This window comes from Kitasatospora sp. LaBMicrA B282 (assembly GCF_050325825.1).
Lineage (GTDB): Bacteria > Actinomycetota > Actinomycetes > Streptomycetales > Streptomycetaceae > Kitasatospora.
Genome location: NZ_JBNQTI010000054.1, coordinates 1 through 21,402, shown reverse-complemented (window position 1 = coordinate 21,402; position 21,402 = coordinate 1). Strand labels below are relative to the sequence as shown.

General features: G+C 74.3%; 19 protein-coding genes. 12 read left to right on the top strand and 7 right to left on the bottom strand.

The genetic code is table 11. The annotated features are described in order from the left end of the window. Window positions 1-19: 19 nt before the first annotated feature. On the bottom strand, window positions 20-694 hold the full coding sequence (locus tag ACQRUO_RS17315; protein ID WP_428316827.1) for a macro domain-containing protein: 675 nt from the start codon (window positions 692-694) through the stop codon (window positions 20-22). A gap of 278 nt (window positions 695-972) precedes the next feature. Between ACQRUO_RS17315 and ACQRUO_RS17310 the strand changes: the two genes are divergently transcribed. From ACQRUO_RS17310 to ACQRUO_RS17300, 3 genes are all read left to right on the top strand, one after another. After that, window positions 973-2,613 carry an ADP-ribosyltransferase domain-containing protein gene (locus ACQRUO_RS17310; RefSeq protein WP_428316826.1) on the top strand — a complete coding sequence of 547 codons (1,641 nt, stop codon included), beginning with the start codon at window positions 973-975 and terminating at the stop codon, window positions 2,611-2,613. Between the two features lie 153 nt (window positions 2,614-2,766). Beyond that, the gene (locus tag ACQRUO_RS17305) at window positions 2,767-3,735 is read left to right on the top strand and encodes a 5-dehydro-4-deoxyglucarate dehydratase (protein ID WP_428316825.1); all 969 of its coding nucleotides are present in this window, start codon (window positions 2,767-2,769) and stop codon (window positions 3,733-3,735) included. A gap of 38 nt (window positions 3,736-3,773) precedes the next feature. After that, complete coding sequence (locus ACQRUO_RS17300; protein WP_428316824.1) at window positions 3,774-5,090, top strand: enolase C-terminal domain-like protein; 1,317 nt, start codon at window positions 3,774-3,776, stop codon at window positions 5,088-5,090. Between the two features lie 71 nt (window positions 5,091-5,161). On the opposite strand, the gene ACQRUO_RS17295 is transcribed toward ACQRUO_RS17300, so the two are convergent. Next, window positions 5,162-5,407, bottom strand: a complete 246-nt coding sequence (locus ACQRUO_RS17295; RefSeq protein ID WP_428316823.1) for a hypothetical protein — start codon at window positions 5,405-5,407, stop codon at window positions 5,162-5,164. Window positions 5,408-5,742: 335 nt separating this feature from the next. On the opposite strand from ACQRUO_RS17295, the gene ACQRUO_RS17290 reads away from it, so the two are divergent. From ACQRUO_RS17290 to ACQRUO_RS17280, 3 genes are all read left to right on the top strand, one after another. Beyond that, on the top strand, window positions 5,743-5,976 hold the full coding sequence (locus ACQRUO_RS17290) for a hypothetical protein (protein WP_428316822.1): 234 nt from the start codon (window positions 5,743-5,745) through the stop codon (window positions 5,974-5,976). Window positions 5,977-6,131: 155 nt separating this feature from the next. Further along, window positions 6,132-6,632 carry a hypothetical protein gene (locus ACQRUO_RS17285; protein WP_428316821.1) on the top strand — a complete coding sequence of 167 codons (501 nt, stop codon included), beginning with the start codon at window positions 6,132-6,134 and terminating at the stop codon, window positions 6,630-6,632. Window position 6,633: 1 nt separating this feature from the next. Then, window positions 6,634-10,563: a sensor domain-containing protein gene (locus ACQRUO_RS17280; protein ID WP_428316820.1), complete on the top strand. Its 3,930-nt coding sequence runs from the start codon at window positions 6,634-6,636 to the stop codon at window positions 10,561-10,563. Window positions 10,564-10,598: 35 nt separating this feature from the next. On the opposite strand, the gene ACQRUO_RS17275 is transcribed toward ACQRUO_RS17280, so the two are convergent. Next, entirely contained in the window at window positions 10,599-11,120 is a 522-nt protein-coding gene (locus ACQRUO_RS17275; protein ID WP_428316819.1) for a DUF2231 domain-containing protein, read from the bottom strand. A gap of 222 nt (window positions 11,121-11,342) precedes the next feature. Here ACQRUO_RS17275 and ACQRUO_RS17270 point away from each other — a divergent pair, with 222 nt between their 5' ends. The 4 genes from ACQRUO_RS17270 to ACQRUO_RS17255 all read left to right on the top strand — a co-directional run bounded on the left by ACQRUO_RS17270 (window position 11,343) and on the right by ACQRUO_RS17255 (window position 16,498). After that, a complete protein-coding gene (locus ACQRUO_RS17270; protein WP_428316818.1) occupies window positions 11,343-12,077 on the top strand; it encodes an IclR family transcriptional regulator in 735 nt (244 codons plus the stop codon). A 120-nt stretch (window positions 12,078-12,197) separates the two neighbouring features. Beyond that, a complete protein-coding gene (locus tag ACQRUO_RS17265) occupies window positions 12,198-14,921 on the top strand; it encodes a hypothetical protein (protein ID WP_428316817.1) in 2,724 nt (907 codons plus the stop codon). A gap of 10 nt (window positions 14,922-14,931) precedes the next feature. Further along, on the top strand, window positions 14,932-16,020 hold the full coding sequence (locus tag ACQRUO_RS17260) for a hypothetical protein (RefSeq protein WP_428316816.1): 1,089 nt from the start codon (window positions 14,932-14,934) through the stop codon (window positions 16,018-16,020). An 82-nt stretch (window positions 16,021-16,102) separates the two neighbouring features. Next, window positions 16,103-16,498: a hypothetical protein gene (locus ACQRUO_RS17255; protein WP_428316815.1), complete on the top strand. Its 396-nt coding sequence runs from the start codon at window positions 16,103-16,105 to the stop codon at window positions 16,496-16,498. A 30-nt stretch (window positions 16,499-16,528) separates the two neighbouring features. On the opposite strand, the gene ACQRUO_RS17250 is transcribed toward ACQRUO_RS17255, so the two are convergent. The 3 genes from ACQRUO_RS17250 to ACQRUO_RS17240 all read right to left on the bottom strand — a co-directional run bounded on the left by ACQRUO_RS17250 (window position 16,529) and on the right by ACQRUO_RS17240 (window position 18,375). Further along, window positions 16,529-16,936, bottom strand: coding sequence for an NUDIX hydrolase (locus ACQRUO_RS17250; protein WP_428316814.1), 408 nt, complete (start codon window positions 16,934-16,936; stop codon window positions 16,529-16,531). Window positions 16,937-17,182: 246 nt separating this feature from the next. Further along, window positions 17,183-17,653, bottom strand: a complete 471-nt coding sequence (gene cynS / locus ACQRUO_RS17245) for a cyanase (RefSeq protein WP_428316813.1) — start codon at window positions 17,651-17,653, stop codon at window positions 17,183-17,185. Between the two features lie 128 nt (window positions 17,654-17,781). Further along, the gene (locus tag ACQRUO_RS17240; protein WP_428316812.1) at window positions 17,782-18,375 is read right to left on the bottom strand and encodes a carbonic anhydrase; all 594 of its coding nucleotides are present in this window, start codon (window positions 18,373-18,375) and stop codon (window positions 17,782-17,784) included. A gap of 126 nt (window positions 18,376-18,501) precedes the next feature. On the opposite strand from ACQRUO_RS17240, the gene cynR reads away from it, so the two are divergent. Continuing rightward, the gene (gene cynR, locus ACQRUO_RS17235; RefSeq protein ID WP_428316811.1) at window positions 18,502-19,428 is read left to right on the top strand and encodes a transcriptional regulator CynR; all 927 of its coding nucleotides are present in this window, start codon (window positions 18,502-18,504) and stop codon (window positions 19,426-19,428) included. Here the strand turns inward: cynR and ACQRUO_RS17230 are convergent. Then, entirely contained in the window at window positions 19,392-20,240 is an 849-nt protein-coding gene (locus ACQRUO_RS17230; RefSeq protein WP_428316810.1) for a class I SAM-dependent methyltransferase, read from the bottom strand. The two genes, cynR and ACQRUO_RS17230, sit on opposite strands and share 37 nt — an antisense overlap. Window positions 20,241-20,399: 159 nt before the next feature. Here ACQRUO_RS17230 and ACQRUO_RS17225 point away from each other — a divergent pair, with 159 nt between their 5' ends. Next, complete coding sequence (locus ACQRUO_RS17225; protein WP_428316809.1) at window positions 20,400-21,248, top strand: SAM-dependent methyltransferase; 849 nt, start codon at window positions 20,400-20,402, stop codon at window positions 21,246-21,248. Window positions 21,249-21,402: the final 154 nt, after the last annotated feature.

Here is a 21,402-nt window from a genome sequence, read left to right as displayed (position 1 = left end):
CGCCCGTGGGCGCCGGCGGTCAGCGGCTGCTGCCGCGCCGGGCGGGCGGCTTGATCCGGACCCGCCGCGTGGCGGGGGCGCTGTCGATGTCGGCGAGCTGCGTGAGGACGGTGCTGCGCAGCTCGTCGTCGTCCTCGAAGGCGAAGTCGTTGAAGAGGGTGTGGCCCGTCCACATCAGGTTGGCGCACACCCGGGCCGGCACCCGGCCGGTCTGGGCGCCCAGGCCGACCAGGGCCAGCGAGGTGATGCTGCCCGGCGCCTCGCCGTTCTGCCGGTGGACGGCCTGGAAGGCGGCGGCGCAGGCCAGCGCCACGTTCAGGGTCTCGCTGACGTTCTGGGTCGACCGTTCCATGGTCGGTGCCGAGATCAGGAACTTCGGGTTGGCCGCCCCGGAGCGGACGCAGACCGCGCTGCCCACCGGGAGGTGACCGGCGTACCGGTCGCGGATCGCCCGCTGCACGCGCAGCTGGATGCCGGCCCCCAGGTGACGCTTGATCACCGCGTCGAGGCCGCCGTCCATCCGCCCGCGGGCGTTGGTGGGGCTGACCCAGGCGTCCACCTGCACGTCGAGGATCGAGCCCTGGCGGATCTCGATCCCGGGGGTGTCGGCGAACGCCGCCCGCCAGGCCTCCACCACCGTCGCGTTGAGGTCGGTCAGCACCACCCTGAGCGGCGGTACGCGGTCCGTGGTCATGCTCCACTCCCATCGGGTTGCGGGGGCCCGTCGACGTGCGGGGTCCCGTCGAGGTGCGGGGCCCGTCGAGGTGCGGGGTCCCGCTGAGGTGCGGGTCCCATCCACTGCTCCGAACGCTACGGCGCGCCACTGACAAGCCGGCGACCGCTCCTCACCAGGGCCGGAGCGGTCGGACCGGCGGCCGGGCTGTCAGTCGCGGTCGCTATGACTGTGGGGCGCCGTCAGCGAACTGACGGGCTTTCGCCACCTTCCCCGGTTCGATGATTCGGAGCCTCGCCATGGCCGACGCCAACGCCCCCGCCCAGCCGGACCCGACCGACCCGCTGGCGCTCGCGGACCTCTTCCGGGGCGGCGGCGAACCGTGGCTGCCGGTGCTGAAGCCGGTGATCGAGGCACAGCCCGGCGCGGCCGAGTTCATCGGGCCCGCGCGCAGCCCGCAGGTCGTGCCGGTGCGCGAGCTGACCTTCCAGGCGCTCAAGCCCAACGCGCCGCACAAGTGGCGGGTCGTCATCTTCGGTCAGAACCCGTACCCGCGACCGGAGAGCGCCACCGGCATCGCGATGTTCGACAACACCTTCCACGACTGGAAGGAGAGCCAGTTCGGCCGGGTGGTCAGCATCCGTTGCATCATCAAGGCGGCCGCGATGTGGAAGTACGGCATCGCCAGGAAGACCCCGATCGCCGAGGTCCGCACGCTGCTGAAGGAGCGGGACACGGTCCAGCCGCCGGAGTGGTTCCAGGCGATGCTCACCCAGGGCGTGCTGCTGCTCAACGCGGCGCTCACCGCCAGCGGCGACGGCGCGATGGGGCCGCAGGAGCACACCGCGTTCTGGCGGCCGGTGGCCGAGCGGATCGTCGAGGAGATCCTGCGGGCCAAGCAGGAGGCGGACGAGGAGGACCGCGGCGTGGTCTTCGCCTGGTGGGGAGCCCACGCCCGCGGCCTGAAGCGGGTGGTCCAGCGGCTCGAGAAGAAGTACCCGGGGGTGGAGGTCCGGCACATCGACCACCCCAACCCCGCGGCGCAGGGCGACGTCTTCTGCGACGGCGACCACTTCGGCCTGCTGAACGCGGCCCTCGGCGCGGTGGGCGCCGAGGAGGTCGACTGGCTGCCCAGCCGGGGCTGGAACGCGGGCCCGGCGGGCGGCGACGGGGCGCGCAGCGAGGTGGCCGAGCGGATGGGCGCGTTCATCACCTCCACCATGGAGCTGCACCAGCTCTACCTCGAACGACTCGCGAGCGTCAAGGACGAGGGGCTCGAACTCCCGGCGATCACCGGCGTGTTCGACACCCCGCTGCTGGGTTTCCGGGACGCCGTGGCGCCGGTCGGCGAGCTGCTCTCCGGGCTGGACCGGTACATCGCGCTCTCCGACGAGTTCGGCAAGCGCCGGGCGGACGCCACGGCCGCAAACCTGGCCGACGGCGGCCACGCCGGCCTGTCCGCGGACGCGATCGCCGCCCTGTACCTGTACACCTGCGAGTCCGCGTTCTACCGGGAGATCAACGCCGTGCTGCGCTCCCCGGACCGGAGCAGGATCGTCCCCTACCTGCCCTACCTGCGGCTGCTCTTCGCGGCGGTCCCCCGGCTGCCCGCCCGCACCGAGCCGCTGTGGCGCGGGGTCTCGCTGGACCTGCGGTCGCAGTACCCGCTGGGGCGGACGGTCACCTGGTGGGGCGTCTCCTCCTGCACGCCCGAGCTCGGCGTGGCCCGGTCCTTCCTGGGCAGCCGCGGCCGGCGCACGCTCTTCGAGGTGCGCCCGGTGCGGGCCGCGGGCATCCAGGACTTCTCCGCCTTCACCGGCGAGGAGGAGTTCATCCTGCTGCCGGGCACCCGGCTCAAGGTGACGGGGGTGAAGGCCGAGCGCGGCGGCCTGTGCACGGTGACGCTGACCGAGCTGGCGGAGCCGCCGCTGGTCTCCTGACCGGGCGGCGGGCGGGTCACCCACCGGGTCACCCACCGGGTCACCCGTCCGGCGCCGCGTCCGAGCCCGACGACCGGGCCCACCGTGGGCATCATCAGAGGGCTGCGGGTGGTGACCGCGGCGGCCCGCCCACGCAGGAGAGGAACCCGCGCCATGCCCTCGACACCCCGCACCGGCCCCCGGCTGGCCGACCGGCTGGACGGCCTGCTGTTCTTCCCGGTCACCCCGTTCCGCCGCGAGCCGGACGGCCGGGCCGGCGCGGTCGACCTGGACGCCTTCACCGCCCACCTGAGCGCCCGGCTGGCGGCCGGGCCCGCCGCGGTGTTCGCCTGCTGCGGCACCGGCGAGTTCGCCTCGCTCGGCCTCCAGGAGTACGCCGGGTGCGTGCGGGCCGCGGTGCGGGCGGCGGCCGGGCGGGTCCCGGTGGTCGCCGGCGTGGGCTACGGCGCGGCCCTGGCCGGCCAGTTCGCCGGGGCCGCGCAGGCCGCGGGCGCGAACGGGCTGCTGGTGCTGCCGCCCTACCTGGTCGCCGGCGACCCGGCGGGGCTGCGCGAGCACTACCGGGCCGTGGCCGGGAGCACCGACCTCGATCTGATCGTCTACCAGCGCGGCACCGCGGTCTTCACCCCCGAGGTGGTGGCCGACCTCGCCGAGCTGCCCACCGTGGTCGGCTTCAAGGACGGCCACGGCGACCTCGACCTGATGCAGCGGATCATCTGCGCCGTCCGGGAGCGGCACGGAGCCGGCCGGCTGCGCTACCTCAACGGCCTGCCCACCGCCGAGATGTCCCAACTCGCCTACCGGGGCATCGGAGTGACCGGCTACTCCTCGGCCGCCTTCTGCTTCGCCCCCGACCTGGCCACGGCCTTCCACCGCGCCTACCGCGCGGACGACCGGGAGCTGGTCGACGCCCTGCTCGAGCACTTCTACCGCCCGTTGGTCGAACTGCGCAGGCTGGGAAGCGGCTACGCCGTCTCGCTGGTGAAGGCCGGCGTGCGGCTGGCCGGCCCGGACCCCGGGCCGGTCCGGCCGCCGCTCAGCGATCCGGCGCCCGAACACGTCGACCGGCTCGCCGAGGTGATCTCGGCCGGCCGCCGGATCCTGCAGGAGTACGCCCGTTGACCGCGAAGGAACCTGCCCGTCGACCACGCAGGAGCCAGTTGACCACGCAGGAGCCCGTCGACCGCGAAGGAGTCCGCCCGTCGACCGCGCTCACCGTCACCGCGGTGGAGATCACCCCCGTCGCCGTCGCGGACCCGCCGCTGCTCACCGCCGCCGGCGTCCACCAGCCCTACGCACTGCGGTCGATCATCCAGCTGCACACCGACGCGGGCCTCACCGGGATCGCCGAGGCCTACGGCGACGACCCTTCGCTGGACGCCCTGCGGCAGGCCGCCGCCGCGCTGCCCGGGCTCGACGCCTTCGACCTCAACGGCCTCACCCGCCGGGTCACCCGGGCACTCGGCCGGGTCCGGGCCGCCTCCCCCACCGAGTTGATCGGCCCGGCGGGCGTCGCGAAGACCGTCGCGCAGGTCGTCGCCGCCTTCGAGGTGGCCTGCTTGGACGCCCAGGGCCGGGCGACCGGCCGACGGGTCGCCGACCTGCTCGGCGGGGCCGTGCGCGACTCGGTCGACTTCGCCGGGTACCTGTTCTACCGCTGGGCCGAGCACCCCGGCGAGCCGGCCCACGGCCCCGACCCGTGGGGGGCGGCGCTGGACCCGGACGGCATCGTCGCGCAGGCCCGCCGGATGGTCGAGCTGTACGGCTTCCGTTCGCTCAAGCTCAAGGGCGGCGTCCAGGAGCCCGCACGGGAGATCGAGGCGGTCCGCGCGCTGCGCGCCGCCTTCCCCGACCACCCGCTGCGGCTGGACCCCAACGCCAACTGGAGCATCGCCACCAGCCACCGGGTGGCGGCCGCCCTGGAGGGCGAACTCGAGTACCTGGAGGACCCGACGCCCGGCCTCCCGGGCATGGCCGAGGTCGCCGCCCGCACCGGGCTGCCGCTGGCCACCAACATGTGCGTGACCGGCTTCGCCGACCTGCCCGAGGCGATCCGGCGCGACGCGGTCCAGGTGGTGCTCGGCGACCACCACTTCTGGGGCGGGCTCCGGGCCTGCCAGCGGCTGGCCGGCATCTGCGAGACCTTCGGCCTCGGCCTGTCGATGCACTCCAACACCCATCTCGGGGTCAGCCTGGCCGCGATGGCCCAGCTGGCCGCCGCGACCCCCACGCTCGACCACGCCTGCGACACCCACTACCCCTGGCAGCGCGAGGACGTGGTCGAGCCCGGCGCGCTGGTCTTCACCGACGGCGCGCTGCGGCTGCCGGACGGGCCGGGTCTGGGCGTGGAGCTCGACCACGACGCGCTGGCCGAACTGCACGAGCAGTACCTGCGGTGCGGCATCCGGCGGCGCGACGACGCCGCGCAGGTGCGGCGGGTGCGGCCGGAGTGGACCGGCGCGCGGCCGAGGTTCTGACCGGCGTTCCGGGGGCTCCTCGGTCGCCGGCATCCCGGGCGCGCCTCGGTCGGCGACGCTCCGGGCGCGCCTCAGCCGGCGGCTCCGGGCTCGGCGTGGGCCGCCTCGGCGAGCAGGCGGTGCGCGAGGTCGCGGGCCTCGGCCGGGCTCAGGCCGGCCCAGACCCGCGACTGGCCGCCCTGCTCGGGGCCGATGTTCAAGGTGATCCGGTCGATCGGTCGCCCGGGGATGTCCACCCGCAGCGCTCCGACCAGGATCCGGCGACCGCAGGCGGTGACCAGCGGCTCCGGGCGAGACGGCTCCTTCAGCGGCAGCATCGTTGCACGGCCCTTCCTGAGTACCCAGCAGCTACTCGGGGCAACGGGCCCGCACCCCGCACTATTCCGCCGCGCCGGCGGGCGAGTTGCCCAAGTACCATTCACATCCGCTGATAGCTCTCATAGAGAGATATATTTCTGCTGACATGAGCCCCGCCGGTCGACACCTGAGCTGACGACAAGATCCCTGTGGTGCACCGGAGTTGAGGCTCCGCCGGGAACGCGCCGCGGAGACCGGCGGGCGGCGACCGCCGACCACCGCCGCCGCACGGCCGGTGCCCGCACGCCCTCGGCGCGATACGCTCCGAGTCCATGACCAGGACGGAGGGCAGTCAATGCTCGGCGCGTGGTGGGGCCTGATGCTGGCCGGCGAGATCGTGAACCTGTGGTTCTGGGTGCCTCGAATGCGCGCGAAGTGGAAGGTCTGGTACACCACCCCGTACCCACCCGGGCAGCGCCCGGCCCACAACCAGGCGATGCAGCGGGAGTCCCTCTGGCACGCCTGCATCTTCATGGCCCTGGTCGTCGTCGGCTGTGTCGGGGCGACGATCATCTCGGGGAAGGCGTGAGGACCGGACACCCGATTCGCACCACGAATCTCTGATCGCCCGGGTCCGCCGAACGTCGACTGTGGTGCAATGGCCACGCCGAAAAGTCGATGGGACCGCCCTGCTGCGCGGCGACGCCGCCGCGCGCGGGCGGCGCGGCCTTGCTGAGGGGATTCATGACTTCCGGTTCCGCAGGTTTATCGGCCACACCCGACATCCCGCCCCAGCTGGTGTTCGACGCCGTCGAAGCGGTGCTCTCGGTGGTGGCCGTCGAGGAACTGCCCCTGCTCGACGGGCTGCGCACGCTCGACGAGGACCAGCTGCGCCGCCGCCTGGCCCGGCCCGGCGAGCGCGAGGACCCGCTCGGCTTCGGCCTGGGCGAGGTGGTGGCGCTGCTGACCCCGCTGGTCTGGGAGGCGGTGCAGAAGGCGGCCAAGCAGGCGGCGGGCAAGGCCGTCGAGCAGGCGACCACCAGCCTGCTGGCGCGGCTGCGCACCCGGCTGCGGCGCGGGCGACAGCCCGGGGCGACCCTGCCGACCTTCAGCCCCGAGCAGTTGACCGCCGTGCACGAGCGGGTCGAGGCCGCTGCCCGGGACGGCGGCCTCGACGACGACCGCGCCCGGCTGTTCGCCGACTGCGTCATCGGTCGGCTGGCGCTCCCGCCGGGCGAGCACTGAGGTGTCCGCGCCGGCCGAAGCCCCCAGCCGGACCGGATTCCCCCTGGACGAGCGGGTGTTGGGTGCCGGCACCACGCTGCGCTTCGTCGTCCTGCTGACCCTCTTCGTCGCCGGTACCGTCATGATGACCGACGACGTGACGGCCACGCTGGCCAGCGGTCGCCGGCACGGCGACCTGGAGTGCGCGCTGGCGGCCGGCGCCGACCCGGGGGTCGGCGCCTACCTGGGCGCCCCTGCCTCGACCCCGGCGTACCGGGCCTGCGTGGCCCGGTACGTGCCGGACCTGCACTGGGTGGCGGCCGTGGTGCTGGTCACCGTGGTCCTCGCCGCGGCCGGCCTGTACCGGCTGCTCCCGCGCTGGCGCTCGGGCCGCCCCGGCGTGGTGGCCGCGGCCCGGGTCCACCCGGAACTGGCCGTCCGGCTGGCGGAGCTCACCGCGCAGACGGGCCTGCCGGCCGGGCTGCGGATCCGGTTCGTGGTCGACGTCTGCGCACCCGGCACCGGGGCCATGGTCTACGGCACCCACCGGCGCCCGGTGGTCCGGCTGGACGGCGGCCTGCTGGTGGCCGTGCAGCGCAGCGCGGACGGCCGCGACCGGTTCGACGCGGTGGTCCTGCACGAGCTGGCCCACGTCGCCAACCGGGACGTCGGCATCACCTACGCCACGGTGGCGCTCTGGCGGGTCTTCCTGGCCGTGGTGCTGCTGCCGGAGCTGGCCGCCTCGGGGTACGCCATCGTGGACCAGCACTTCCCGGCCGCCTGGCAGATGCGGGTCACGCCCGAGGCGAACCTGGTCCTGGTGGCGGTGATCGGCGTGCTGGTGTACCTGGTGCGCAGCGACATCCTGCGGGTGCGCGAGGTCTACGCGGACCGCACGGCGGTGGCGCGCGGCGCGGTCCGGGAGCGGCTGCTGCCGGCGCGGGCGACCGAGATCGGGGCCGGTGCGCGCGGCCTGCGCCGGGTGCTCGCGGCGGCGGGCCGGGCGTGGCGCACCCACCCGTCCTGGCCGCAGCGGGCGGCGGCGCTGGACCGCCCGCAGGTGCTGTTCCGGGCCGCCGGCCTGCCGCTCTTCCTGGCCGGCGTGGCCGGCCAGGTGGTGGCCCAGGTGGCCGGCCGGTACCTGCCGGGCGGCTGGGCGCTGACGGCCGGTCAACTGCTGGCCGCGGCACTGGTGGTCGGTGTGGGCGGGGTGGCGGTGTGGCGCTCGGTGCTGTGGGCGCTGTCCGAGGGCCGCGAGCCGGGCTCCGGGTGGGGCGCGGGCTGCGTCCTGGGCCTGGGGCTGGCCGCCGGGGAGCTGCTGCTGTTCGGCATCGACGCCGGCCGGTGGTGGCCGCCGCACCCGGAGGCGGCCCTGGTCCTGGTGGCGGCGTGCGCCGCGGTGCTGGCCTGGACGGCCGAGTTCGCCGAGCTGCGGATCACCGGCTACCGCGGCACCCGGCTGCAGGCCGCGATGGTCCTGACGCTGGTCCCGGCGGCGCTGGCGCTGGCCTTCGTACAGGTCTACTGGAACGGCAACGTGCTGCTCGAAGGCATCGCCCTCGGCAGCAACGGCATGCAGGACCTGACCGGCTACGCCGCCCCGCACCCGCCCGTGCTGCTGCACGCCTACGACCTGCTGTTGGCGCTGCCCGGGCTGGACGGTTCGGCCAGGGTGCTCTGGTGGGCGCTGCCGCTGCTCTGGCTCGCGCCGCTGGTGGCCTGGCTGGTGCGCTCCCCCGCCGCGGCGCCCGGCTGGCTGCGGGCGACCGCACCGCAGGCGCGCCCGCTGCCCGACCGGCGGCCGCCGCTGCGCAGGGCGGTCGGTGCCGGCCTGGCCGCCGGCCTGCTGGCCACCGCGGCGGTGGCGGGCACGGTGCGGGCCACCGCGTCGGTGCGCCGCCTCCACCAGGACGCGCTGACCGGCTCGGCGACGCTGATGTGGTACGTCCTGGCGGTCGTCGCGGCGATGGCCCTCGCGGCGGCGGTCACCGCGGCCGGCGCGGGCCGCCAGGTCCTGCTGCAGGGCCTGATCGCGGCGGGTGTCGCGGGCAGCATCGGGATGGCCGCGGTCGGTGCCCACGCCCTGCTGGACGGCTGCCTCGGGCCGGCCGACGTGCTGCACCACGACTGCCTGGTCCGTCCCGGCGCCGACCTGGCGTTCGCGGGCGCAGCCCTGCAGTTCGTGGTCACCGACGGGCTGCCGCTGGCCGTCCTGGTCACCGTGCTGACCCGGCTGCTGCTCGCCACCGCCCCGCGCCGCACCGGCTGGCGTGACGAACCCGCCGCGCGCCTGCGCCACGACCGCCGCCCGGTGCCGCAGCTGCTGGCCGTGGGACTGCTCGCCGTGCTCACCGCGGGCACCGTCGGGGCGCAGACCGCGGCCCAGAGCGGGCCGGCCGGCGCGGCGGCCGGGAGCGGCCGGCCCGCCGGCCCGCTCTTCCAGCGGGCGCCGTCCCCGCAGACCGTCAGGGCCCAGGTGCTCGCCTGGGAGGACCTCGGCGGCCTGGACGCCTCCAAGGCCTCCCTCGCGGCCTACGTCTCGGTGGAGAGCGCCGTCCACGCCATGCTGGACGTCCCGGACGACTCGCCGAAGTGGCGCACCACGATGGCCCCGGCCTGCGCGAAGGCCTACGCCGCGGCGGACCTGGCCGACCGCACCTTCCAAGCCCCGGTCGCGGTCGGCCGACCCGGCTGGGCGCTGTTCGTCTCCCGGCTGCACCTGGCCGCCACCGCCTGCCACGCGCTGGAGGCCACCAAGGCCGACCCCGGCGCGCTGGCCGCCATCGACGACCTCGACGATGCCGTGGTCGCGGGCAACGACGTGCAGGTCCGGGCGGGGCAGCTGCTGGGCGCCGAGGTGGCACCCGTCCCGGGCATCGACGAGACCACGGCGCTGGGCGACGCCCAGACCGACCAGACCACCGGCGCCGAACAGATGGTGACCGACTACCGCACCCGCACCGCGGGCGCCAACGCCACCGGCCTGCCCGCCGTCGACCAGATCGTCACCGTCCAGGCCCGGGTCTGCCGGCCGGCCACCCCGCCGGACGCGACGGTCACCGCGGGCCGGTCCGGGTGGACCCTGGTCCTCGCCGACGGCACCACGGCGCCGTCGACGACCTCGTGGGCGCCCGGCGACTTCCCGCAGCCCCTGCTGCCGGACGGCACCGGCCCGGCGCTGACCGCCGGGCAGTGCCGCACCGGCCTGCTCCCCTTCGACCTGCCGGCCGCCGACACCGCCTACCCCGTCGAGGTCGGCAACACCGACACCGGCTACTACTGGCACCTGCCGGCACCAGGCGGCCCGGGCGGCGCCACCGGCCCGCTCACCGCGGACCAGCTCAAGGGCGCCCTGCTCACCGCGGCGGACCTGCCCGGCTACACCGACACCGACTCGGACAGCGACACCCTGCCCACGAGCGTCGAGTCCACCCCCGACGGCCCGGCGTGCCAGCAGCTGATCAACGGCACCGAGGGCGCCCCGGCGGTCTACGGCACCGTCGCGGAGGTCTCACGCGCCTTGATGGCGAGCACCGGCGACACGGCGATCACGCTCTTCCTGCACTCCTTCCCGGACCCGGCGGCCGCGCAGCGGTCGGTCGAGGACATCCGGGCCGGGGTCGCCGGCTGCCGCGGCTACACGGTCCCCGACGACGGCAGCAGCACCGGGGGCGAGACGGTGCGGGACATCACCGCCCTGCCCGACGGCGGCGATCCTGGCGACCCCGGCGGGGGTTCGGCACCACTGGCGTTCAGCTGGACGAAGAAGTTCACCACGACCCGGCCGATGTACGGCACGGTGTCGGTCGCGCAGTTCGGCTCCAGCGTGATGATCATCCAGGAGCTCCGGGCGGACAAGGCGACCGCGGCCGACGGCGCCGCGGCCGACCGGGCCTTCGCCGCGGCGGTCACCGCGCAGGCCGCGGCGCTCCGCTCCGCCCAGCAGGGCTGAGCGGAGCAGGGCGCGCGGCCTGGGCGCGGGCGGGGTCAGGCTGCGCGGTCGTGGTGGATCTGCAGCGGCCGCAGGTGCTGCACCGTGGGCTCGTCGCGCTCCTGGTCGCGGGTGAGCTGCACGCCGACGTGGTAGTCCTGCACCAGGGTCCAGCCCAGGTAGCCGGCGCCGACGGTGAGCAGCAGGCCGGCGGAGGCCAGGGCGAGGCCGGGGGTGCTGCTGCGCGGCGGACCGTTCCAGTGGTTGACGTAGAGGCCCAGGCTGATCGCGAACAGCACCAGCGCGAGGACGTTGAGACCCGCGTGGGCGAGCCCGACGGCCTTGGCGCTGGAGCTGCGCGGGATGCCCAGCAGCCAGTCGGCGAAGCCCGGCAGCGCGGCCAGGAGTGCGCCGCCCACGCCGGCGATGTTCATGGCGATCGCGAAGTCGAGCCAGAACTGCTGTCCGTTCGAGGCGTACACGGCGAAGCCCACCAGGGTCCCGGTGTAGCCGGCGACCGGGTAGGCGATCAGCATGGGGTGGACCGGGTGGCCCCCCAGCGTGGCTCTGCTGTACATCGCGGCCTCCCTCGGGGGAGTGTGGACCTCCCTCCAGCCTCCGCCGCTCGCCCGGGCCTGGCAACCCACCTCACCCCACCCTCGCCGCCCTCACCGACAAACGAATCGTACGGACAGTCGAATGACAGAATCCGTACCCCCGCCCTATTCTCGATGCGGACAATTCTCGATCCGTCCACTAATTGTCATATCACCATTGAGAGCACCCGGGGGATCTCGACAATGGACGTCGCACGCCAGGATCCGGAACAACTCGACTCGATTCCACCACCCGCCCGGGGACGCGGCGTACTCGAAGGAGCCTTCCTGCTGCTGGAGGAGATCGAACGGGCCGGGGACTGCGGGTTGAGCGCGCTCGCGCTCCGCGCGGGCCTGCCCAAATCCACCGCCCGCCGACTGCTGGAGCAGTTGGTGGAACTCGGCGCGGTGGAACGGATCGGCGATCTCTACCGGATGGGGCCGCGGATATTCCGCTTCGGTCGGAAATGGCAGCCGCCGCCACTGCTGTTGGCCGCGGCGCAGGAGCCGGTGCGGCTGCTGGCCCGGAGCACCGGCGCCACGGTCGGGCTGTGCGTGCTGCACGGCGGGCAGGTGATGGCGGTGGCCGGGGTGCCCGGCGAGGTGGACCGGCTGGCGCCGTTCCGCCCCGGCACCACCTGGCCGTGGACGACCGCCGCCGGCAAGGTGCTGGTGGCGTTCGGCGACGCCCGGGCAGCCGGCTCGCCGCCGCCCGCGTCCTGGGCCCGGGAGGCGGCGCAGATCCGGGCCAGCGGGGTGGCGACCGAGCGGGAGCGGACCGTGCAGGGCGTCTCGTGCGCGGCGGCGCCCGTGCGCAACCGTCAACGGCAGGTGGTGGCCGCCCTGTTCGCGCTGGTCGACGCGCGGCGGGAGCTGTCCGCCGTCGCCGAGCGGGTGCGGGACGCGGCCGCGCGGATCAGCACGAGCCTGGCGAGTTGACCCCGCGGGGCGGCGCGCGGTCGGTCCGCCGTGCCACTGAGCGGCACGGCGGCTGCCCCGGCCCGCGCGGGCATGTCAGGGTGAAGCGCCCGGTCCCGCCGCCCGTTTCGGGAGAACACCATGACGGACGTGGTCTCAACACCCGCGACCCCTGCCCAACGCTCCCCGCAGGACGCCCCCTTCCCGTTCCCGCCCCCGTCGGCGCCGCCGCTGCTGGACCACGCCACCCGGCAGATCGACAAGGCCACCCTGGTCCCGCTCAGCGCCCCGCCCTCCAGCACCGGGTCCGCGATCGCCAAGGCGGGCTTCGTCCGGCGGCTCGCGCTGCAGCCGGGCGAGGTGGCGGCCGTGCACGCGCACCTCGACCGGTCCGCCGACCCCGCTGCCGACGCCGCCACCTGGGAGCCCGGCGCGACCGTGCCGGCCCTGCTGGCCGCCTTCGAGGGGCAGCCGCTGGCCTCGGTGCTGCCGGCTCCCGCCGAGTTCGCCGCGGTCCCGGTCGAGACCCTGCGCACCTTCGGCCAGGCCGTGGTGGACCTGCGCGGCCGCCGGCTGGCCGAGGCCGCCGCCGCTCCCGAGCCCTCGGACACGGCCCTCGGCAGCGCCCAGCAGTCGCTGCACACCGCCGTGCTGGCGCTGCGCACCCTGGACGCCAACGCCGCTGCACCGCGCCTGGGTTGGATGAACCTGGAGCGCCTGGAGATGGCGCCGAACGGCATCGAGCGCGGCGAGCTGATCGCCACCATCCCGCTCGCACCGTTGGAGGAGACGGCCGTCACCCAGAAGGAGTGGTCGGTCCAGAGCAAGGAGTTCAGCTCCATCGTCACCGACTCGCTGGAGAACTACAGCGAGACCGGCGTCACCGACAACACCGAGCTCTCCCAGTCCACCACCTCGCAGCAGCAGCACTCCAACCAGTTCAACATCACCGGCACCGTCTCCGGCGGCATCCCGATCATCTCCGGCTCGGTCACCTCCGGCTTCACCGGCCAGGGCGCCGACTCCCAGTCCGCCACCGACAGCCGCAAGCACGCCACCACGCTCACCCAGAAGGCCTCCACCCGGGCCAAGCAGGAGCACAAGGTCACCATCACCACCACCTCGGTGACCGGCAGTTCGCAGACCACCACCCGCACGCTGAAGAACCCCAGTCCCACCGACGCGATGCGGATCGACTACTTCAGCATGATGCGCCGCTGGCGGGTGCGGCTCTACCGGTACGGGCTGCGGCTCACCTACGACCTGGTGCTGCCCGAGCCGTCCGCCTCGATGCGCAAGGCCTACATCGACCTGCAGGCGCTGAAGGACCAGTTGGGGCCGTTCGTCTTCCCGGTCCCGCACGACGACATCACCGACGAGGTCCGCGACGAGGACCCGGAGCCGCCCGTCACCCACCCGCCGACCCCCAAGGAGCCGCACTTCCAGGTCCTCGCCGACCGGTACAACGCCCAGGTCCCGCAGCCGCCCGCGAAGGTCAAGACGCTGCGCCCCACCCTGGACCAGCCGGTCCCGCAGGGCGTGCGGGCCAGCGCCAAGGTGACGGTCACCCTCGACCCCGGCTACGAGATCCAGTCGGTGACCCTGACCGGGCGGATGACCAGCACCACCGGCCACCTGGGGCAGTTCACCGTCGAGGGCAGCACCGTCCCGTTCGACCCGTGGGCCGACAAGACCTTCACGGACGAGCTGCTGCTCGCCCCGGGCGGCACCAACTTCCTGGCCGGCGCGACCGGGACCCAGCCGATCCTGATGACCTTCGACGACGTCTCCACCGAGTCACTGGAGTTCACCGTGGTCTGCGTGCCCACCGCGGACGCGATGGCCCAGTGGCGCTCCGACGTCTGGAACGCGCTCTACAGCGCCGCCCAGACCGACTACTACGCCCAGCAGCAGGACATCGCCGGCCGGATCGCCGCGCTGGAGGACGAGCTGGACAACGTCGACACCCTCACGCTGCGCCGCGAGGAGAACGACGAGATCATGAAGTGCGTGCTGCGCTACCTGCTCGGCGGCAGCTTCCCGACCGTGCCGGCCCCGGTCACCGCGAAGTTCGCCGCGGACAAGGTGGACACCGGGCACGGCGCCGCCTTCGACACCCAGGACATCCAGCCCGGCACCCAGCTGTGGACCCTGGTCACCCAGTACGAGGACATCGTCCGCTTCGTCAACGAGGCGATCGAGTGGGAGAACGTGGTCACCTTCCTGTACTCCTACTTCTGGGACCTGCCGGACAGTTGGCCGTTCATCCGGCGGCTCAAGCACCCCGACGCCAACCGGCAGGCCTTCCTGCGCGCCGGCAGCGCCCGGGTGGTGCTCACCGTCCGCAAGGGCTGGGAGACCCGCTGGGTGAACTTCGTGGAGAACGGCACCATCGACGACCCGTCCCAACCGGGCACCCCCTCGCCGAACTTCACCATCGCCCAGGAGATCGCGGCCTACGACGACCGCAACTACCCGGGCATCCCGCCGGCCAACCCGGGCCGGTCGGCGGTGCGGCTGGAGGACGCGCTCTTCACCAGCTGCGCGGACCGGGTCGGGCCGAGCGACGGGCCGGTGGTCATCCCGGTCGCCTCCAGCGAGGGGTTCCAGCCCGGCAGCCGGGTGGTGATCGACAGCGTCACCGACACCGCCAACGACCAGGAGGCGCAGCTGATCACCGCCGTCCCCGACGACACCCACCTGGAGGTCGCCCGACTGGACAAGGCCCACAACGGGACCGCCGCCGCGCCGTTCCCCCTGACCGTGCCCGGTGAGAAGGGCGAACTGATCGCGGAGTGGAACGAGTACACCCCGACCTCCGGCACCGACATCCAGGTCACCAGCAACCTGTCCACGATCGCCTGAGGGGCGCCCGGTGGCATCACAACTCGACACCCAGCAGCTGGCGCTCTGCCCGGGCGTGGGACGGTTCGTGCGCGGGGCCCGCCGGGTCAGCGGCACCGCGCGCGGCGAGCAGGCCACCATGGAGTGGCAGTGGGCGCAGTGGGCCATGTTCGGGTACTTCTACCTGGACTTCAAGGACCGCTACCCGAACTGGTCGTTCGTCCTGGCCGAGGACGAGTACACCGAACTCGCCACCGGGCTCACCGCGGCCGACGACATGCTGGCCCGGATGCGGGAGGAGTTCCGGCGGGACTACGCGGGCGGTGGCGAGATGCGCCCCGACATCCTGGGTTTCTGCGCCCGCCCGCCGCAGGGGCCGCAGCTGGTGCTGGAGCTGCTGGAGGTCACCAGCCGCGCGCAGGCCGCCAAGACCTTCAGGGAGGACATCGACTACCGGCTGTACAAGTTCGAGCAGATCATCAAGGGCGTCGACCCGGCGATCCGGAAGTCGTTCAGCCTGACGTCCTACACGGTCGCCGCCGGCGCCTCGAAGTGGCGCCCGCGGGCCCCGCTGCAACGGGTGGTCCCGCTGCCGGAACGCACCGAGGACGGGACGACCTACCTGGAGTGGATCTGCTTCGAACCCACCTTCTGGTACCCCTGGCCGGACGGCACCGACGGGCTGCTGCTCTACGAGATCCATTCGATCCCGGTGAAATCCGAGCTGGTGCCGGCGGGCGTCCGCAAGCGGCTCGCCGACGAGGAGCGGCGGCGGCGCGCCGCCTCGCGCACCGCCTACGGCGTCACCCTCACCCCGTGGCTGACCGAGGACTACCTGAACCGCAACCACGACGACCGTGACGCGCTGCGCGCCATCGCCGCAGTCGCCGGCGCCGGCCTGCTGGTCGCGCTCGCGGTCTACCTGACCCCGGCCGTGGCCGGTCTGGAGCTCACCGCCCTGCTCCAGCCGGCCGCGGCCGGTACCGCCGCCCTCACCGACGTCGGTGCCGGCACCCTGACCGGACTGGCGAGCGGGCTGAGCGCCACCCTGGCCACCGGCGCGCAGTGGATGGCGGCGCTGGGCCGGCCCCTGGTGAACGCCGCGGGGCCGGGGGGCTGAGCCCGGCGTGCTGTCCGACCCCGGTGCTTTACTGGGCCCGAATGCCTTACGGGTCCCGAGCCCGCCGCGCCCGAGGAGTGCCATGCCGAAGACCCCCGCCGAGAAGCTCGGCATCAAGCCCGGAGGCACGCTCACGGTGCTCAACGAGCCCGCCGCCGAGCCGCCGGTGCTCGGGCCGCTGCCGGCGGGGGTCACCGTCCAGCCGCCGGGCGGCGGCGAGCCGGTGGACACCGTGGTGCTCTTCGCGCAGGACGGCGCGCAGCTGCACCGCGACGCCCCCGCCGTGCTGGCGGGCGCCGGCGAGGCCACGAAGGTCTGGATCGCCTACCGCAAGGGCGGGGTCAGCGACCTCGGCCGGGACGGTCTGATGCCCGCCTTCACCCACCTCGGCTGGCACGGTGTGTCGCTGGTCTCGCTGGACGGCAGCTGGTCCGCGGCCCGGTTCCGCCGGTTGGAGCAGATCAACCGCCGGTCCTGACACCGCCCACCGCCCCGGCCGCAGTCACGACTACCAGCGGAGCAGCCCGCCCGTGGCGGCGAGGCGGTCGAGCAGTTCGGCGGTGCTGGCGCTGACCCGGTGGCGGTCTCCGTGACTGAGCCAGGCCAGCTCGGCGATCTCCGCGGACGGAGTGGGCCGGCCGCTGCCGGTCGCGGTGAAGCAGGAGGTGCGGACCACGGTGCCGCTCGCCTTGCCGTCGGCGGGGGCCTCCAGCACCGCCACCGGGACGACGGTGGCCGGGTCGAGCGCGACCCCGAGTTCCTCGGCGATCTCGCGGACCAGCGCCTGCTGGGGGCTCTCGCCGGGTTCGGGCTTGCCGCCGGGCAGGTAGAAGCGGGTGCGGCCGTGGCTGCGCACGGCCAGCAGCCGGCCGGCGTGGAGGTGCACCCAGGCCGACTTCTCGATCACTTCGGGCATGTGGGCCTCCTCGGCCTCGTCGTGGGCCGGGGGGGGGGGGGGGGGGGGGGGGGGGGGGGGGGGGGGGGGGGGGGGGGGGGGGGGGGGGGGGGGGGGGGGGGGGGGGGGGGGGGGGGGGGGGGGGGGGGGGCCTTAGGGCTGTCTTTTTAATCCCTTGGTGGCGGTGGCCTTCCTTTTCTTTGTTGGTTTCTGGGGTTTGCCCGGCCCGGATGCCCCCCCCGCCGCCGTTCGACTGGGTGGGAACGGTCAGAACGGCTTGGTCGGCAGGTACTTGCCGTCCAGCGTGATCACCGCGCGCTCGCCGCCCTCGGGGTCGGCGACCTTCTGCACGTCCAGCTTGAAGTTGATCGCGCTGATGATGCCGTCGCCGAACTGCTCGTGGACCAGGGCCTTGAGGGTGGTGCCGTAGACCTGGAGCATCTCGTGGAAGCGGTAGATGGTCGGGTCGGTGGGGATGCCGCCGGGGATCGAGCCCCGGGTCGGGACGGTCTGCAGCAGCAGCGCCGCGTCCTGGTCCAGGCCGAGCAGCTCGGCGACGGCCGTGGCGGAGGCCGCGGGCAGCGGGTGCTGGCCGAGCACGGCGGCGGTGACGAAGGCGACCGACAGGCCGGCCGCGTCGGCGATCTGCTGCCAGGTCAGGTCCTTGCGCAGCTTGGCGTCGACCGCGGCGGCGGCCAGCTGCTGACGGGCGGTGGGGTCGAACTGGGCGTGCACCATGGGGGGTTCCTTTCAGGGGGTGCCCGTCGCGCAGCGGGCGCGGGGCGGGCGGGTTCAGGGGTGGTGGGGTGCCGGGGTGGGGTGGTGGCGTGCTGGGGTGGTGGTGGGGTGGGGTGGTGGCGTGGCGGTCAGGCCGCCAGGGCGGCGGCGGCGCCGGTGACCTGGAGCTCCTCGACGCCACCGGTGGCGATGTCGAAGACCCAGCCGCGCAGGGTGACCCGCTGCTCGGCCAGGGCGCGGGCGACCGACGGGTGGGTGGCCAGGCTGGCCAGCTGGGCCAGCACGTTCTGCCGCACCAGGGCCGGCACGTCCCCGGGGGTGGCGGTCCGGGCCACCGCGGCGTCCGCGAGCCGCAGCCAGTCGGCGACCGCCGGGGCGCCGCTCAGGTCCTGCCCGTGGGCGAGGGCCGTCATCGCGCCGCAGCCGGAGTGCCCGCAGACGACGATGTCCCGCACGCCGAGCACGGCGACCGCGTACTCGATGCTCGCCGCCACCCCGTCGGCGCCCAGGGCGTGGGCGGGGACGAGGTTGCCGGCGGTGCGGATGACGAAGAGCTCGCCGGGCTCGCACCCGGTGATCAGCTCGGGGACGACGCGGGCGTCGGAACAACCGATGAACAGCGTCTGCGGGGTGTGGTGGGTGGCCAGGTGGGCGAAGAGCTCCTGCTTGGCCGGGAAGACGTCCTGCTGGAAATGCGCGATGCCCTTGGCGAGGTCATGCATGGGGTCACTCCCTTCGGTGGCGGCTCGGCCCGTCGGGCCTTGCGAGAACCACCTTGCATGACCTGGGGCTATAGCGTCCAAGAGCGATTACCCATGATTGCCATTGGTCTCATCTATAGTCGTGTCATGGCCCCGGAACTGCGTCACCTGCGCTACCTGCTCGCCGTCGCCGACCACGGCAACTTCACCCGTGCGGCCGAGGAGCTGCGGATCGCCCAGCCCACCCTGTCCCAGCAGGTCAAGCAGCTGGAGCGCGCCATCGGCGCCCAGCTGCTGGACCGCACCGGCCGCACCGTGCGGCTCACCGACGCCGGCGCCGCCTACGCACAGCACGCCCGCCGCGCGCTGCGCGACCTGGCCGCCGCCGAGCGCGCCGTGCACGACGTGGCCGACCTCAGCCGCGGCCACCTGCGCCTCGGCGTCACCCCGACGTTCAGCGCCTACCTGGTCGGCCCGCTCACCGCCGACCTGCACGCCCGTCACCCCGGGATCACCCTCGACCTCAGGGAGCTGGCCCAGGACCGGATCGAGGCGGCCCTGCTCGCCGACGAACTCGACCTCGGCATCGCCTTCGCCGGCCCCCACCCGCCCGGCCTCGCCGCCACCGCGCTCTTCACCGAGACGCTCTCGCTGGTCCGCGCCGCCGACCCCGACGACTCCCGCGCACCCCGGCCGCTCCCGGCGGCGGAGCTGGCGGGCCGCCACCTCGCGCTGCTCAGCCAGGACTTCGCCACCCGCACCCACATCGACGCCTACTTCGCCGCCCAGCGGGTGCGCCCCGAGGTCGCGGTCGAGACCGACTCGCTCCAGGCGCTGGTCGAGATCGTCCGGCGCACCTCACTGGCCACCGTGCTGCCCGACGCGATCACCCACGACCACCCGCACCTCACCCCCGTCCCGCTCGACCCGGCGCTGCCGGCCCGCACCGCCGCCCTGCTGCACCGGGAGGCCGGCTACCGCAGCGCCGCGGCGCGGGCGTTCGCCCGCCTCGCCGAGGACCTGGTCCACTCCCGCCCCTACCTGGCCGGGGGCCGGGCGGCGGTGAGCACGTAGTAGTCGAGGATCCCCTGCTCCCAGGCGTGCCGGAAGTTGCGCGGCCAGGTCCCCGGCGCCCACCAACGGCTCAGCCAGCGGTCCCACCCGGGCCAGACCTGCGACCCGATCGACTCGACCCGCACCCCCGTGAGCCCGGCCCCGGCCCACGCCCCTGTCAGCGCCGTCACCGGGCGGGCGATGTCCAGGCCGTTGGCGAAGCTGTCCAGCAGCCCGGCGAGCTCGGCGGGCCGCCCCGGCGCGTCGTCGACGGTGAAGAAGCCGGCCACCGCCACCCGGCCGCCCGGCCGCAGCACCCGCGCCGTCTCGGCGGCGAAGGCGCCCAGGTCAGGGAAGTGCTGCACGGCCTCCACGCTGATCACGGCGTCGAACTCGCCGTCCGCCGCCGGCATCCGCTCCGCCGCCCCTTGGACGAACCGCAGCCGCCCGGGCTCCGCGCGCAGCCGGTCGGCGTGCGCGTGCCGGGCCCGCTGCAGTTGCTCCGGGTGGATGTCCAGCCCGGTCACCGCGGCCGGGCCGTACTCGCGCAGGGCCAGCTCGCAGCCCATCCCGCGCCCGCAGCCCACCTCCAGCAGCTCCGCCTGCCCGGGCAGGCCGATCGCGTCCAGCACGTGCCGGTAGAGGTCCTGCTGGCTGCGGATCCGCGCCGCCTCGTCCAGCGGACCGGTCGGCTCGATCGCCTGCCAGTACCCGAAGTTGATGAACCCGCCGGCGAAGATCGGGACCGCGCCCAGATCGGCCGGACCGTAGGTCTCCTGCACCACCGGACGCATCGCGGGACCGGCCCGCCGGCCGCCGTCGTTCGGCACCATGCCGCACCTCCTGAGTTCGAGAGCCGCTCCCCCGGGACAACGCCGCACCCGGCGACGGGTGACGGCCCCGCGCGTTCTCGCCCACCCTTCGAGCTGACGTTCCATCATCGACTGTGATTGAGTGTCCCCGGCAAAAACGCGAATGGGGAGGGCCGAAGGTTGGAGAAGGGCGAGGCCGCGTTCTGGTCGTTGCCGACCGGGTTCGAGACGGCGCCGCAGGTCGACCTGCAGACCGAGCGGGCGCACCCGGCCCGGATCTACGACTACATGCTGGGCGGGAAGACCAACTTCGCCGCCGACCGCGAGGCCGGCGACAAGGTGCTGGCGGACTGGCCCGGCTCGCGCCGGGCCACCCTGGCGGCCCGCGCGGTGATGCACCGGATGACCCGCCGCCTGGCCCAGGTCCACGGGGTCCGGCAGTTCCTGGACATCGGCACGGGCATCCCCACCACCCCCAACCTGCACGAGATCGCCCAGCAGGTCGACCCGGCCAGCCGGGTCGTCTACGTGGACAACGACCCGATCGTGCTGGCCCACTCGCGGGCGCTGCTCACCAGCGCCCCCGAGGGCCGCACCGCCTACGTCAGCGGTGACCTGCGCGCCCCGGACGGCTTCCTCACCGACCCGGGGCTGGAGGAGACCCTGGACCTGACCCGGCCGGTGGCGCTCACCCTGATCAACATCGTGCACTTCATGTCCGACGAGGCGGTGCGCGGGCCCGTCCAGCAGTTGCTCGACGTCCTCCCCTCCGGCAGCTTCCTCGCGCTCACCGCCGGCACCGCCGACTCGGCCCCCGAGCACGCGGAGGTCGCCACCAGCCGCTACCGCGAGGCCGGGATCGAGACCAGGCTGCGCACCCACGCCGAGGTCAAGCAGTTCTTCACCGGGCTCGAACTCGACGATCCCGGCGTGGTCCTGGTCAACCGTTGGCACCCGGAGCTGGACGACAGCCCGGCCCTGGCGGACCACGAGGTCATGGGCTACGCCGGGATCGGCCGCAAGCCGTAGACACGGCCCCGGGGGGGAGGGGGGGGGGGGGAAGGGAGGGGGGGGGGAGGGGGGAGGGGGGGGGGGGAAGCGATGGCCGGCGTGCCGCTAGCAATGGGCGGCCGTAACAGCACGTTCGGCATGGAACCAGAGCAAATGGCAGAGTGCCTGCGGC

Coding starts and splice junctions, on each gene's coding strand:
- ACQRUO_RS17315 (WP_428316827.1), bottom strand. CDS start 694: ATGACCACGGACCGCGTACCGCCGCTCAGGGTGGTGCTGACCGACCTC.
- ACQRUO_RS17310 (WP_428316826.1), top strand. CDS start 973: ATGGCCGACGCCAACGCCCCCGCCCAGCCGGACCCGACCGACCCGCTG.
- ACQRUO_RS17305 (WP_428316825.1), top strand. CDS start 2,767: ATGCCCTCGACACCCCGCACCGGCCCCCGGCTGGCCGACCGGCTGGAC.
- ACQRUO_RS17295 (WP_428316823.1), bottom strand. CDS start 5,407: ATGCTGCCGCTGAAGGAGCCGTCTCGCCCGGAGCCGCTGGTCACCGCC.
- ACQRUO_RS17290 (WP_428316822.1), top strand. CDS start 5,743: ATGCTCGGCGCGTGGTGGGGCCTGATGCTGGCCGGCGAGATCGTGAAC.
- ACQRUO_RS17285 (WP_428316821.1), top strand. CDS start 6,132: ATGACTTCCGGTTCCGCAGGTTTATCGGCCACACCCGACATCCCGCCC.
- ACQRUO_RS17275 (WP_428316819.1), bottom strand. CDS start 11,120: ATGTACAGCAGAGCCACGCTGGGGGGCCACCCGGTCCACCCCATGCTG.
- ACQRUO_RS17270 (WP_428316818.1), top strand. CDS start 11,343: ATGGACGTCGCACGCCAGGATCCGGAACAACTCGACTCGATTCCACCA.
- ACQRUO_RS17265 (WP_428316817.1), top strand. CDS start 12,198: ATGACGGACGTGGTCTCAACACCCGCGACCCCTGCCCAACGCTCCCCG.
- ACQRUO_RS17255 (WP_428316815.1), top strand. CDS start 16,103: ATGCCGAAGACCCCCGCCGAGAAGCTCGGCATCAAGCCCGGAGGCACG.
- ACQRUO_RS17250 (WP_428316814.1), bottom strand. CDS start 16,936: ATGCCCGAAGTGATCGAGAAGTCGGCCTGGGTGCACCTCCACGCCGGC.
- cynS (WP_428316813.1), bottom strand. CDS start 17,653: ATGGTGCACGCCCAGTTCGACCCCACCGCCCGTCAGCAGCTGGCCGCC.
- ACQRUO_RS17240 (WP_428316812.1), bottom strand. CDS start 18,375: ATGCATGACCTCGCCAAGGGCATCGCGCATTTCCAGCAGGACGTCTTC.
- cynR (WP_428316811.1), top strand. CDS start 18,502: ATGGCCCCGGAACTGCGTCACCTGCGCTACCTGCTCGCCGTCGCCGAC.
- ACQRUO_RS17230 (WP_428316810.1), bottom strand. CDS start 20,240: ATGGTGCCGAACGACGGCGGCCGGCGGGCCGGTCCCGCGATGCGTCCG.